The organism is Allokutzneria oryzae (assembly GCF_042429765.1).
Classification (GTDB): Bacteria; Actinomycetota; Actinomycetes; order Mycobacteriales; family Pseudonocardiaceae; genus Allokutzneria; species Allokutzneria oryzae.
On sequence record NZ_JBHLZU010000026.1, the window covers coordinates 230,923 to 244,042 of the forward strand.

At 69.4% G+C, this 13,120-nt stretch carries 13 protein-coding genes; 10 read left to right on the forward strand and 3 right to left on the reverse strand.

Annotation, left to right across the window (positions count from 1 at the left end; translation table 11 throughout):
• Positions 1-146 precede the first annotated feature (146 nt).
• Positions 147-419: a DUF2631 domain-containing protein gene (locus tag ACFFQA_RS29615; RefSeq protein WP_377859422.1), complete on the reverse strand. Its 273-nt coding sequence runs from the start codon at positions 417-419 to the stop codon at positions 147-149.
• A 196-nt stretch (positions 420-615) separates the two neighbouring features.
• Here ACFFQA_RS29615 and ACFFQA_RS29620 point away from each other — a divergent pair, with 196 nt between their 5' ends.
• Genes ACFFQA_RS29620 through ACFFQA_RS29640 form a run of 5 tightly spaced genes read left to right on the forward strand, consistent with a single transcriptional unit; the run spans position 616 to position 4,869 of the window.
• Complete coding sequence (locus tag ACFFQA_RS29620) at positions 616-1,788, forward strand: ABC transporter ATP-binding protein (protein ID WP_377859425.1); 1,173 nt, start codon at positions 616-618, stop codon at positions 1,786-1,788.
• The gene (locus ACFFQA_RS29625; RefSeq protein ID WP_377859429.1) at positions 1,778-2,920 is read left to right on the forward strand and encodes a polyamine ABC transporter substrate-binding protein; all 1,143 of its coding nucleotides are present in this window, start codon (positions 1,778-1,780) and stop codon (positions 2,918-2,920) included. Before ACFFQA_RS29620 ends, ACFFQA_RS29625 begins: the two co-directional genes overlap by 11 nt.
• Positions 2,917-3,753, forward strand: coding sequence for an ABC transporter permease (locus ACFFQA_RS29630; RefSeq protein ID WP_377859433.1), 837 nt, complete (start codon positions 2,917-2,919; stop codon positions 3,751-3,753). The genes ACFFQA_RS29625 and ACFFQA_RS29630 overlap by 4 nt, the downstream gene beginning before the upstream one ends.
• Positions 3,750-4,577 (forward strand): ABC transporter permease, encoded by an 828-nt coding sequence (locus tag ACFFQA_RS29635; protein WP_377859436.1) that lies wholly within the window; start codon positions 3,750-3,752, stop codon positions 4,575-4,577. The genes ACFFQA_RS29630 and ACFFQA_RS29635 overlap by 4 nt, the downstream gene beginning before the upstream one ends.
• The gene (locus tag ACFFQA_RS29640; RefSeq protein WP_377859439.1) at positions 4,558-4,869 is read left to right on the forward strand and encodes an RNHCP domain-containing protein; all 312 of its coding nucleotides are present in this window, start codon (positions 4,558-4,560) and stop codon (positions 4,867-4,869) included. Before ACFFQA_RS29635 ends, ACFFQA_RS29640 begins: the two co-directional genes overlap by 20 nt.
• Before the next feature lie 316 nt (positions 4,870-5,185).
• Here ACFFQA_RS29640 and ACFFQA_RS29645 read toward each other — a convergent pair whose 3' ends face one another.
• Both ACFFQA_RS29645 and ACFFQA_RS29650 read right to left on the reverse strand, forming a co-directional pair.
• On the reverse strand, positions 5,186-5,785 hold the full coding sequence (locus tag ACFFQA_RS29645; protein WP_377859442.1) for an HAD family acid phosphatase: 600 nt from the start codon (positions 5,783-5,785) through the stop codon (positions 5,186-5,188).
• 178 nt (positions 5,786-5,963) lie between these two features.
• Positions 5,964-6,230 carry a GlsB/YeaQ/YmgE family stress response membrane protein gene (locus tag ACFFQA_RS29650; protein WP_377859445.1) on the reverse strand — a complete coding sequence of 89 codons (267 nt, stop codon included), beginning with the start codon at positions 6,228-6,230 and terminating at the stop codon, positions 5,964-5,966.
• A gap of 248 nt (positions 6,231-6,478) precedes the next feature.
• Here ACFFQA_RS29650 and dxr point away from each other — a divergent pair, with 248 nt between their 5' ends.
• The 5 genes from dxr to ACFFQA_RS29675 all read left to right on the forward strand — a co-directional run bounded on the left by dxr (position 6,479) and on the right by ACFFQA_RS29675 (position 13,112).
• Positions 6,479-7,729: a 1-deoxy-D-xylulose-5-phosphate reductoisomerase gene (dxr, locus tag ACFFQA_RS29655; protein WP_377859448.1), complete on the forward strand. Its 1,251-nt coding sequence runs from the start codon at positions 6,479-6,481 to the stop codon at positions 7,727-7,729.
• 4 nt (positions 7,730-7,733) lie between these two features.
• Complete coding sequence (locus ACFFQA_RS29660) at positions 7,734-8,951, forward strand: M50 family metallopeptidase (protein ID WP_377859450.1); 1,218 nt, start codon at positions 7,734-7,736, stop codon at positions 8,949-8,951.
• A 175-nt stretch (positions 8,952-9,126) separates the two neighbouring features.
• Positions 9,127-10,290, forward strand: coding sequence for a flavodoxin-dependent (E)-4-hydroxy-3-methylbut-2-enyl-diphosphate synthase (gene ispG / locus ACFFQA_RS29665; RefSeq protein WP_377859453.1), 1,164 nt, complete (start codon positions 9,127-9,129; stop codon positions 10,288-10,290).
• A 113-nt stretch (positions 10,291-10,403) separates the two neighbouring features.
• Positions 10,404-11,234, forward strand: a complete 831-nt coding sequence (locus tag ACFFQA_RS29670; RefSeq protein ID WP_377859456.1) for a GNAT family N-acetyltransferase — start codon at positions 10,404-10,406, stop codon at positions 11,232-11,234.
• A gap of 69 nt (positions 11,235-11,303) precedes the next feature.
• A complete protein-coding gene (locus ACFFQA_RS29675) occupies positions 11,304-13,112 on the forward strand; it encodes a penicillin-binding transpeptidase domain-containing protein (RefSeq protein ID WP_377859459.1) in 1,809 nt (602 codons plus the stop codon).
• Positions 13,113-13,120: the final 8 nt, after the last annotated feature.

A 13,120-nucleotide genomic window follows, 5' to 3' on the forward strand; every position in this document is an offset into this window, starting at 1 on the left:
GCGAGAACGAGGTGTGCGACCTAACGACACGACTGGTCGAACAGGTAGCAGCGCCGGTGAGGCCAGAACGGCTCAAGCGCTACGCCCGGGGAAGCCAGCGAACCGACTCATGCGCCCATGCGCAAAGGTTCCCAGGTTGTGGGAGCTCAGCGGCGCCAGGAGGTCCTGCGGCGGACCTTGTCCAGCAGCAGCACGCCGATCATGCCGGCGCCCAGGACGATCAGCCACACGTCCTCGTTCCAGCCCCGGTGGTTGCCGATCAGCATGATGAACATGATCGCGGCGCAGATCCAGCCCGCGGCCCGGGTGGCACGGGGGAACTCGCCGTGCCAGCCCCACGCCTCCGACGGCTCGGCGTGCGGGTCGGCGGTGTGGTGAGCGTCGTGCTTCTCCAGCTCAGAGGACTGCTGGGCCGCCACGATTACCTCCCGGGTGATGGTTCTTGCCGGGTTATCGTCGCACATCGACCCCGTGTGATCCCGTCGGGCGTGGGCTTGCCGACACGTCTCTGGCCGCTCGTCTACGCTCATTCGGCGGCGTCTGTAGTCGCGCCTCCCTGCCCACATCCCTCCATCGCTGTGCCGATGGCCCGCCAGCATGCCCGGAGGTCTCGGAGTGACCGTCCAGTCGTCGACGGAGTTCCGCCCAGCACACCAGGCCACCCCGGACACCTGCGCCCCGGTAGCGGTCGGCATCCACGAGGTGCGCAAGAGCTTCGCCGACCAGGTGGCCGTCGGCGGGATCTCGTTGCGGGTGCACGAGGGCGAGTTCTTCTCGGTGCTCGGGCCCTCCGGCTGCGGCAAGACCACGTTGCTGCGGATGATCGCGGGGTTCGACGACCCGGACAGCGGGCGGATCGAGCTGGACGGGGCCGACATGGTCGGCGTGCCGCCCTACCGCCGCGACGTCAACACCGTGTTCCAGTCCTACGCGCTGTTTCCGCACCTGAGCGTGCGGGACAACGTCGCGTACGGCTTGCGTCGCAAGAAGATCAGGGGTGCCGAGCTGCGCAGGCGGGTAGCGGAGAACCTGGAGCTGGTGCAGCTCGGCCGCTTCGCGGACCGCCGCCCCGGGCAGCTTTCCGGCGGACAGCAGCAGCGGGTCGCGATCGCGCGGGCGCTGGCCTGCGAGCCCCGGCTGCTCCTGCTGGACGAGCCGCTCGGCGCGCTCGACGCCCAGCTGCGCAAGCAGGTCCAGATCGAGCTCATGCGCATTCAGCGCGAGGTCGGCACCACGTTCCTCTACGTCACTCATGACCAGGAGGAGGCGTTGGTGCTGTCGCACCGGGTCGCGGTGATGAACGCGGGGCGACTTGAACAGGTCGGCTATCCCGAAGACGTCTACGAGCGTCCCGCGACGCGGTTCGTCGCCGGGTTCATCGGCACGTCGAACATCATCGACGGTCAGGTGTCCGATGTGGATGGAGCCTGGGTGGAGCTCGCCGCGGAAGGGGTGCGGCGGCTGCGGACCGCGATGCCGGACGGACGGTCGCTGCGGGCGGGGGAGAAGGTCGCGGTGACCGTCCGTCCGGAGAAGCTGCACCTCTACGACCGGGAGGACCAGGTTCCGGTCGGCTGGTGCTCGCTGGGCGGCACCGTGGCCGACGTGGTCTACACGGGTGTGTCCACGCAGTACGTCGTGGAGCCCTCCGGCGGCGGGTCGATGGTCGCCTTCGTGCAGAACGCTCGTCGGGTTTCCGACGCGGGCATTCCCGGGCAGCCCGTGTGCATGGCCTGGGACCCGGAGTTCACCGTGCTTCTTGACGAGGAGATGAGCGATGTCGGATAGCGTGCGCGTCGCACGGCTGTGGGACGGTCGGCGGTTCAGCCGCCGGAACGTGTTGCGCTCCACGGCTTTCTTCGCGATCGCCGCGCACGGGCTCGCCGGTTGTGGGATCTCCGAGGCACCGCGGGAGGGGTCCGGCGAGCAAGGCGGCCGGGCGGTCAACCAGGTGGACGAGCCGGGGCTGAACTTCTACAACTGGACCGACTACATCGCGCCGGACACGATCAGCAGCTTCCAGGCAGCGACCGGGATCAAGGTCACCTACGACAACTTCAGCTCCAACGACGAGATGGAAGCGAAGATCGCCTCGGGCGCCGCCGGGTACGACCTCGTGGTGCCCAGCGACAACTTCCTGCACCGGTTCCTGCGCGCGGGGCTGCTGCGGCGGCTCGACCACGACCTGATCCCGAACCTGGGCAACCTGGAGCGGCGCTTCGCCGAGGCCGACTACGACCCCGGCAACCGCTTCTCGGTGCCGTGGGCGTGGGGCACCACCGGGCTGGCCTACTCGAAGTCCGCGCTCGGCGAGCGGATCCCCGGCTTCTCGGCGTTCGACCTGGCGGCCGCGCAGGGCCGCAGCATGGTGCTCGACGAGGCCCGTGACGGCCTGAGCATCGGGCTGCTCGCGCTCGGCCACGACCCGAACACCGGTGACGCCAAGCAGATCGACGACGCGGCGAAGTACCTGCTGGACCTGAAGAAGAAGCTCGGACAGATCAGCTCCGACGTGATCGAACCGCTCACGTCCGGGCAGATGGTGTTGGCGCAGGCGTACTCCGGCGACGCGTTCCAGGCGCGCAAGGCGAACGCGAACGTCGCCTACACCATCCCGAAGGAAGGCGGTCTGTCCTATGTGGACCTGCTGTGCGTCCCCAAGGACGCGCCGCACGCGCTGAACGCGCATCGGTTCATCGACCACATCCTCCGGCCCGACGTGGGGGCGGCGCTGTCCAACGCGGTGCGCTACGGCAGCCCGAACGCGGCCGCGAAGACGTTCATCGACAAGGAGCTCCTCAACGATCCGTTGGTGTACCCGCCCGCCGACGTGCTCGCGAGACTGCCGTTCATCAAGGACCTCGGCCGCGAGGCTGAGGCCCGCTACGCCGATGCCTGGACCAAGGTGAAGACGGGGTGAGAGCTTCCCTTCGCCGCCTGCTCGTGCTCAGCCCGGCAGGTGTGTGGCTGGCGCTGTTCTTCCTGGCGCCCATGGCGTTGGTGGCTCAGTACAGCTTCGCCACCAGGGACCTCGGCGTGCTCAGAGTGGTGTTGCCGTGGACAACGCAGGCTTACCGCAGCGTCCTCGACCCAGCGTTTCTGCCGATCTTCGGGCGCACGCTGCTCTACGCGGGGCTGACCACGGTCATCTGCCTGCTGATCGGATTCCCGCTCGCGTGGTTCATCGCGCGGCACGGCGGACGATGGCGGTTGGCGCTGCTCGCGGCTGTGCTGATCCCGTTCTGGTCGAGCTTCCTCGCGCGCATCTACGCGTGGAAGGCGTTGCTCGACGCCGACGGGCTCGTCAGCAGGACGCTTGGCGCAGTGGGATTGGGGCGGGAGAACGGGTTCCTGTTCACCGATGGGGCCGTGGTGCTCGGGTTGACCTACGGGTTCCTGCCGTTCATGGTGCTGCCGCTGTACGTGGCGTGTGAGCGCATGGACTACCGGCAGGTCGAAGCGTCCTACGACCTCGGCCATGGGCGGCTGTCGACGTTCTGGCACGTGGTGCTGCCCGGAGTCGCGCCAGGGGTCCTCGCCGGAGCGCTGCTGGTGTTCGTGCCCGCCGCCGGGGATTTCGTGACGCCGAAGCTGCTCGGCGGCGTGGACCGGTCCACCTTCGGCAGCGTGATCGACGACCAGTTCCGCGGTGGCAACAACTGGCCGTTGGGCTCGGCCATGGCAGTGCTGCTGCTCGCGCTTGTCGTGGTTGTGCTGGTCGTGCGTGGGCGACGCGGGGAGGACGTGCTGTGAAGCGGCGGCCGTGGCGGCTCTGCGCGATCGTTGTGCTGGTCTACGCCTTCCTGTACCTGCCGATCGCGTGGTTGGCGTTGGTGTCGTTCAACTCCTCGCGGTCGGTGAGCGAGTTCACCGGCTTCTCGCTGCGGTGGTACGCCGAGCTGCTCGACGACGAGCGGGTGTTGCGGGCCCTGGAGCTCACAGTTCGGCTGGCGTTGACGAGTGCGGTGGTGTGCACGGTGATCGGCACGCTCGCCGCGTTCGGACTGAGGCGGGCGTTCCGTGGGCGGTCGGTGCTGGCGTTGCTGCTGACACTGCCGATGGTGGTGCCCGAGGTCGTGATGGGCGTGAGCCTGTTGGCGTTCTGCGTGAAGCTGGCCGGAATCCCGCTGGGGTTCTGGGCGTTGCTGGCCGCCCACGTGTCGTTCTCGTTGAGCTTCGTTGTCGTCGTCGTGCGGACGCGGCTCAGCGGTATGGACCCGCGGCTGGAGGAGGCGGCCGCGGACCTGGGAGCCGGGCCGTTCACCGCTTTCCGCACGGTCACCTGGCCGTTGGTGCTGCCCGCTGTGGCCGCGGGCGCGGCGTTCGCGTTCCTGCTCTCTTTCGACGACGTGGTGACCTCGAACTATCTTGGCGGTGTCGGGTCCACCACGTTGCCGGTGTACGTCTACGGGCAGGCGGCCAAGCGCGGGGTGTCGCCGGAGATAGTCGCGTTGTCCACCGGGATGGTCGTGGTGAGCGCGGTGTTGTTGCTGGTGGGTGTGGTGATCACGAGCAGGCGGGCGCGTCGCGGCTCGTCGCCGGTCGTGGAGGTGCTCGGTGTTTCGCAGGGTGGTTGAGGACTTCGAGTGCGGCAACTGCGGCCGCGCGGTCCGGGGCAACGGCTACACCAACCACTGCCCCGGTTGCCTCTGGTCGCGGCACGTCGACGAGGAGCCGGGAGACCGGGCGGCGGAGTGCGGCGGCCTGATGCGGCCGGTGCACGCGTTCCTGAAGGGGCAGAAGACGCGGATCGTGCACGAGTGCGTGGTGTGCAAGGAGCGGAAGAACGTCAACTCCGTCGAGGCCGACGACCGCGACGCGATCTTCACGCTGATGGCGGCCTCCGCGCGGGACTTCATGGGGCACTAGCGCCTGGCCGGTAAGCCCCGGGTGCCCCACCGATCCCGTGCCATGCCGCGCTGCGGCGTGCGCGCTGGCGTGGTCGGGTTTTCGCGTTTTGTCACCTTGATGCTCGATAGAGCGCTCTCTTTTCGCATTAAGGCTACAAAACGCGATAGGAGGGGTGGGGGTGGAGGGGTGTCGGTGAGGCGGTGTCGCTACTCGCGGGACATGGCCGGGTGGTTCCGGGGACCGAGGGTGGTTCGCCACCTGAGTGGGTCCGATGTGGACTGTCCGAAGTGGAGTCGCGGCCCGGCTGGTTGACGACCGGGCCGCTCCACCGCGGTCAGTCCAGCGCGCCGTTGTAGTCCGGCAGCTTGAACGTGCGCTCGGCGTGGCCGCCCGCCAGGTCCCACGTGTTGTTGCCGACGTTGGCGACGATCTTGTAGCCCTTGGCCTCGATGGCCTTGCGCGCGTCGGTCTTGACCTTCTCCGTCGGCTCGAAGTTGAACCACGGCCGCAGGTGGAGCCCGTCGACCGGGTAGCCGACGTCGACCAGGTTGGCCTTGGTGGGCAGGCCGAGCACCTCGGGGCGGTTGGTCACGAAGAAGACCGCTGTGCCCTTCGACTTGGCCAGCTTCACCGCGCGCAGCATCGACTTGATGGCGGGAGTGGTCAGCTGCGGGTTGTAGGCCGTCTCCAGCGTGGTGTTGTCGATGTCGAGCGTGATCGCGGTCTTCTCGCCGGGCGTGGTCAGCCGCGAGCCCAGGTAGGTCTCCAGCTGCGCCGCGACGACGCCGACGTCGGCGATCCAGGTCTCGTACGGCGGCTTCTCGGCCGCCACGGTGGCCGGGGCCGACGGGGCGGGCGCCGCGGTCGCGGTCAGGGGTGCCGCGACGGCCAGTGCCGCCGCCACGAGCCCGGCGGTCACGAGTCGTGCCCTCATGCTGTTGCTCCTCTCGCCCCGGGCAGGGGATCCCATGCACGCCATGGGGGACCGGGGGTCAGTGAGCCAAGGATGTCGGCAGGCACCTCGTGCGACCACCGCCGAACGGACGGGTCGTCCGCGCACGAGAAGGGGCCGTCGGCGTGGTGCCGACGGCCCCTTCCCGGGTCGGTTGAAGTCAGGCGTGTGAGCGGTTGCCGACGACGAGGCGGTAGATGGCGAGCACGATCACCGCGCCCAGAATCGCCAGCAGCCAGGAGCTGAGGCTGAAGAACGAGTCCACGTCGGCGTTGAACAGCGTGCGGCCGATCCAGCCGCCGAGCACGCCGCCGACGATGCCCAGCAGCATCGTGACGATGATGCCGCCCGGGTCCTTCCCCGGCATGATCGCCTTCGCCAGAGCACCGGCGATCAGGCCAAGCACGATCCAAGCGATGAAGCCCATGGGGTGTTCCCTTCTTGCCCACGGCGCGGAGCGAGCCGTGTGGTCCCATCAGTTGCCCGTTCGTCCTGCCCCCACAGAGATGCCCAATCCCCGTGACCTCACGCGGATGTTATGACTCCGTGACCTAGCATGGCCCGATCGGTGACGTGGGCCGCGAGGGCCCGCCAACAACGTCGTGCGACAACATGGTCATGATCCCGCCGCGGCGCGCGTTCCGCCCCGCGGCTTGAGTCCCACGATTGGGGAGAATGGCCGCCATGACTGATCCCGGCGCTGGTCAGCGCTCCGTGCTCGTGCTCGGTTCGACAGGCTCGGTCGGAGCGCAGGCACTCGACGTCGTCCGCAACGCCCCCGGCCGGTTCCGCGTGCTCGGCATCGCGGCGGGCGGCGGCGACCCGGCGGCGGTCGCGGCCCAGGCGCTGGAGTTCGAGGTCGAGGTGGTCGCGCTGTCCAGGGCGACCGCGGCGGAGGACCTGCAGCTCGCCCTCTACTCCGAGGCGCAGCGGCGCGGCTTCGACCGGGGCGAGCTCCGGTTGCCCAGGGTTCTGGTCGGTCCCGACGCCATCCGCGAGCTGATCGCCACCACCCCGGTCGACGTTGTGGTCAACGCGCTGCCCGGCTCGATGGGGCTGCTGCCGACGCTGGAGGCGCTGGCGACCGGATCGACCCTGGCGCTGGCCAACAAGGAGTCCCTCGTCGCGGGCGGACCGCTGGTGCTCAAGGCCGCGCGGCCCGGCCAGATCGTGCCCGTCGACTCCGAGCACTCCGCGCTGGCCCAGTGCCTGCGCGGCGGGCGCGAGGCCGAGGTCGACCGGATGGTGCTGACCGCCTCCGGTGGCCCGTTCCGCGGCCGTCGCCGCGAGGAGCTGACCGAGGTCACCGTCGCGCAGGCGATGAACCACCCCACGTGGGCGATGGGCCGGGTCATCACGATCAACTCCGCGACCCTGGTCAACAAGGGGCTGGAGCTGATCGAGGCGAAGATGCTCTACGACCTGCCCTACGACCGCATCGACGTGGTGGTGCACCCGCAGTCGATCATCCATTCCATGGTCACCTTCGTCGACGGCTCCACGCTGGCCCAGGCCAGCCCGCCGGACATGCGGCTGCCGATCGCGCTGGCCCTCGCCTGGCCGGAGCGGGTCCCCGGCGCCGCGAGGCCGTGCGCGTTCGACGCCGCGACCGCGTGGACCTTCGAGCCGCTCGACGACGAGACCTTCCCGGCTGTGCGCCTCGCGCGCCAGGCCGGGACCGCGGGCGGGTGCGTGCCCGCCGTCTACAACGCGGCCAACGAGGAGGCCGTCGAGGCGTTCCTCGCGGGCCGCGCCTCGTTCCTCTCGATCGTGGACACCGTGCAGCGCGTCGTCGACGAAGCCGACCAGTGGCGCGCGGAACCGTCTACGGTGGACGAGGTGCTGGCCGCCGAGCAGTGGGCCAGGGCTCGGGCTCAGGAGCTGGTGGGCGCGGTGGGCGGCCCAGCCACCGCTGGAAGGAACTAGAGACGTGTCGTTCGTTCTCGGCGTTGTGCTCTTCGCACTCGCCATCGGGGTGTCCATCGCCCTGCACGAGTTCGGTCACCTGCTGACCGCGAAGATGTTCGGGATGAAGGCCACCGAGTACTTCATCGGGTTCGGGCCTCGACTGTTCTCCTTCCGCAAGGGGGAGACCGAGTACGGGCTCAAGGCCATCCCGGCGGGCGGGTACGTGCGCATCATCGGCATGACCGCGCTGGAGGAGGTCGACCCGGCGGACCAGAAGCGCGCCTTCTACAACCAGAAGGTGTGGAAGCGCGTCGTCGTGCTCTCCGCAGGCTCGGTCATGCACTTCATCATCGGCGTGCTCGTCGTGTACTTCATGGCCATCTCCACGGGCATGCCCAACCTGGAGAACAAGCCGATCGTCGGCGAGGTCAGCCAGTGCGTCCCCGCGACGCAGGACACCAAGACCGGCGCGCTTGCCCCGTGCGGCCCCGGCGACAAGGCGCCCGCGCTCGCGGCAGGGCTGCAGAAGGGCGACCGCATTCTCAGCGTCGCCGGCAAGGACACCCCGGTCTACGCCGACGTGCTCAAGGCGACCCGGCAGGCCAGTGGCCCGACGCCCTTCGTCGTCGACCGCGACGGCCAGCGGCTGACGCTGTCCATCGACGTGGCCCCGGTGCAGCGCAGGCCGCTGGACGCCAAGCAGGGCGACGAGCGCCTGGAGACGGTCGGCGCGGTCGGCCTTGCCAACGCGAGCACCATCGCCTACGGCGTCGGCTCGGCCGTCGGCCCGACCTTCGAGTTCACCGGGCTGCTGTTCCAGAACGCCTGGGAGGGTCTCAAGCGGCTGCCGGAGAAGGTTCCGGTCGTGGTGAAGGCGATCTTCGGCGACAACAACCCGGAGCGCCCGGTCAGCGTGGTCGGCGCGAGCATCATGGGTGGGGACGCGGTCGAGCGCGGCCTGTGGGAGGTCTTCCTCATCCTGCTGGCGATGCTCAACCTGTTCATCGGCGTGTTCAACCTGCTGCCGCTGCTCCCGCTGGACGGCGGGCATATCGCGGTGAACGTGTACGAAAAGGTGCGTAACACGATCCGGCGAATGCGTGGTCGCCCGATCGGGGCTCCGGTGGATTACACGAAGCTGCTTCCGCTCACCTACGTGATGATTTTCCTCGGTGGTGCGCTGATGCTGCTCACCATCACCGCCGATGTGGTGAACCCGCTGCGACTGGGTGGTCAGTAGCGAACTACCGAATGTGAGCGGTGCCGCGGCCATTGTTTTCCGGGCTTGTGGCACCGCTCACATTTGTTGTATGGATTCTCGGCCCCGGCCCCGGGCGTTTCGGGCACCTCCGCCGGGGCCGTAGAGTGGATGGCGACAGTGGTCGTCGACGATCTCATCCCGGGAGTTGAAACCCATGTCCGTTGACGGTGTGATGCTCGGAATGCCGGGCTTGCCCGCTCCGGTGCTCGGACAACGGCGCAAGACCCGCCAGCTCAAGGTCGGCGCCGTCGGCGTCGGCAGCGACTCGCCGATCTCGATCCAGTCGATGACCACCACGCTGACCTCCGACGTCAACTCCACGTTGCAGCAGATCGCCGAGCTGACCGCAGCGGGCTGCGACATCGTCAGGGTGGCCTGCCCGTCCCAGGACGACGCCGACGCGCTGCCCGCGATCGCGAAGAAGTCGCAGATTCCGGTCATCGCCGACATTCATTTCCAGCCGAAATACGTTTTCGCCGCGATCGAGGCCGGTTGTGCGGCTGTTCGGGTGAATCCAGGAAACATTCGCAAGTTCGACGACAAGGTCGGCGAGATCGCGAAGGCGGCGAAGGACCACGGAACTCCGATCCGCATCGGCGTGAACGCCGGTTCGCTGGATCCGCGGCTGCTGGAGAAATACGGCAAGGCCACTCCGGAGGCGCTGGTCGAGTCCGCGCTCTGGGAGGCGTCGCTGTTCGCAGAGCACGACTTCCACGACATCAAGATCTCCGTCAAGCACAACGACCCGGTGGTCATGGTGCGCGCCTACGAGCTGCTCGCCGAGCGCTGCGACTACCCGCTGCACCTCGGCGTGACCGAGGCCGGCCCGGCGTTCCAGGGCACGATCAAGTCGGCGGTGGCCTTCGGCGCGCTGCTGGCCAAGGGCATCGGCGACACCATCCGGGTCTCGCTGTCCGCTCCGCCGGTCGAGGAGATCAAGGTCGGCACCCAGATCCTGCAGTCGCTGAACCTGCGCCCGCGCAAGCTGGAGATCGTCTCCTGCCCCTCCTGCGGCCGCGCCCAGGTCGACGTCTACACCCTGGCCGAGCAGGTCACCGCCGGCCTGGAGGGCATGGAGGTGCCGCTGCGCGTCGCGGTCATGGGCTGCGTCGTCAACGGTCCCGGTGAGGCGCGTGAGGCCGACCTCGGCGTCGCCTCCGGCAACGGCAAGGGCCAGATCTTCGTCAAGGGCGAGGTCATCAAGACCGTGCCCGAGCACAAGATCGTGGAGACCCTGATCGAAGAGGCGATGCGCATCGCCGAGGAGATGGAGGACGCGGGCGAGCCCTCCGGCGCTCCCGTGGTCAGCGTCTCCTGACCGCACCTCCGTCCCGGTTGGTCATGCACCCACAGTGATCAGCTGTGGTCGTGATACGGCCAACCGGGGGGCAACCCACGCGCGTTCGGCAGTTGGTCTGGCAGTCTTGGTGCGTGCTGAAGCTTGCCGGGGCTCGGCTGCTCGACGAAGGCGATCTTCGGGCGGTTCGTGCCGTTCTGGACGCCGACCCCGTCGCGTCGTGCATGGTCTCCTCGCGGGTCGAGGTCGCGGGTACCGATCCGTGGCGGTTGGGCGGTGAGCTCTGGGGTTTCGGCCGGGACGGGATGTGCTTCTCCGGCGCGAACCTGGTGCCGCTCGCCGGTACCCCCGCCGCGTTGCGCGCCTTCGCCGACCGGGCACTGCGCCGTCGCCGCGCCTGCTCCTCGCTGGTCGGACCGGCCACGCAGGTCCTCGGGCTCTGGCAGGAGCTGGAGCCGGAGTGGGGACCGGCGCGTGAGGTCCGCGACGACCAGCCGTTGATGGCGCTGGCCGGCCCGCCTGCCCTGCGGCCCGACCCGCTGGTCCGCCCGGTGCGCCCGGACGAGCTCGACCGCTACTTACCGGCGGCGATCGCCATGTTCATCGAGGAGGTCGGCATCGACCCCCGCGCCGAGGACGGCGGCGTCGGCTACCGCGCTCGTGTCGCCGAGCTCGTCGCCGCTGGCCGCGCGTTCGCCCGGTTCGAGGACGGCGAGGTCGTCTTCAAGGCCGAGATCGGCGCGATGTCCTCTCGCGTGGGCCAGATCCAGGGCGTGTGGGTGCGGCCGGAGCGGAGGGGCCAGGGCCTCGGCGCGACGGGCACCGCCGCCGTCGCGGACCGCCTCGTGCGCGGCCTCGGCCGAGTGGCCAGCCTCTACGTCAACGGCTACAACGCCCCGGCCCGCGCGGCGTACGCCAGCATCGGCTTCACGCAGGTCGGTCAGTTCAGCACCGTGCTCTTCTGAGCCCTTCCCGGCGTTTCCGATGTGACAGGGGGCTCACCGTTGTCGGTGAGCGCTGGCACACTGTTCGCCGTGCCAGCTCAGCCACGCAATCGGTCGGTCAGGCTGTTCGCCGTCGTGCTCCTCAGCCTGCCCGTCGCGGGCTGCGGGCTGTTCGGTTCCGACGCGGAGCCGGAGGTCGCGGCGCGAACCTTCCTCAGCGCGTTCGCCGCGGGGGACACCACGACCGCGTCCAGAGCCACCGACGACCCGCAGGCCGCGAAGGACCTGATGGACAAGGTCCGCGCCGCGCTCAGACCCGTCGCGCTCAAGACCACCGTCGGCACCGCGACGGCCAAGGGGGACACGGCGACGCTGTCCTACAACGCCGAATGGGACCTCGGCAGGAACCGGATCTGGGGCTACAAGGGCAACCTCGAACTCCGGCGCGGTGACAAGCAGTGGCAGGTGCACTGGAGCCCGGAGTCGATCCACCCCAAGCTCTCGGCGCAGCAGTCGCTGGTGCTGCGCGAGCAGCAGCCCGACCCGGCGCCGATCCTGGACCGCGACGGCGGATCGCTGCTCGCCGCGGAGAAGGTCGTCTCCGTGCTGCTGGACCGCAAGCAGGCGGGCAACCTCGCCGATGTGGCTGGCGCGCTGGCGAACGCGTTGAACCGCTTCGACTCCGCGATCACACAGCAGTCCATTGTGGATAGAGCGACCAAGACCCCGGACGGCCAGGCGTACTCGGTGGCGTTATTGCGCGACCCGGACTACCAGAAGGTCAAGCCGCAGATCTACGACCTGCCCGGAGTGCGGTTCAGCTCGCAGACCCGGCTGCTGGCGCCCGACCGCGCGTTCGCCTCGCAGGTGCTGCCCGGGATCCGCAAGGCCGTCGAGGACCAGATCGAGGGCAAGGCCGGTTACCGGATCTTCTCGGTGAACGCGGGCGGCAGCGAGGTCGAGACCCTGGTCGACGAGAAGGCCGTGCCCGCCCAGGCCGTCACCGCCACGCTGAGCCGCGCGGTGCAGTCAGCGGCGGAGGACGCGGTCGAGCCGGTCGGCAACGCGGCGATGGTCGTGGCGATCCAGCCCTCCACCGGCGACGTGCTCGCGGTGGCGCAGAACGGGGCGGCCGATGCCCAGGGCGCGCTGGCGCTGACCGGTCGCTACCCGCCGGGCTCCACGTTCAAGATCGTCACCGCCGCCGCTGCGCTCGGCGGCGGCGCTGCCGACGCCAACACCGAGCTGCCCTGCCCCGGCACCTGGACCATCCAGGGCCGCCGCATCCCCAACGACAACGAGTTCGAGCTCGGCACGGTCCCCCTGCACCGCGCCTTCGCCCGCTCCTGCAACACCACCTTCGCGGAGCTGGCCACCAAGCTGCCCGCCGACGCGCTGACCAGGACGGCCAAGCAGTTCGGGCTCGGGGTGGACTTCGTGATCCGCGGCATGACCACGGTGACCGGCTCGGTGCCGCCGGCCAGCGCGGTGGTCGAGCGCGCCGAGGACGGCTTCGGGCAGGGCAAGGTGCTGGCCAGCCCGTTCGGCATGGCCATGGTGGCGGCCTCGGTCGCCAAGGGCTCGATGCCGCTGCCCAACCTGATCAGGGGGGTCAAGACCTCGGTGGACGCCGAGCAGCAGCCGGTGGCGCAGCCGGTGCTGGACTCGGTGCGCACGATGATGCGCGAGGTGGTCACCGAGGGCACGGCCACCAAGCTGCAGCGCAACGGTGAGGTGCGGGGCAAGACCGGCACCGCGCAGTTCGGCGACGGCACGCACTCGCACGGCTGGTTCGTCGGCTACCGGGACGACGTGGCGTTCGCGGTGCTGATCGTGGACGCCGGGTCCTCCGCCCCCGCCGTGGACGTGGCGTCGCGGTTCCTGGCCGCGACGCCGTAGTGCCGTTA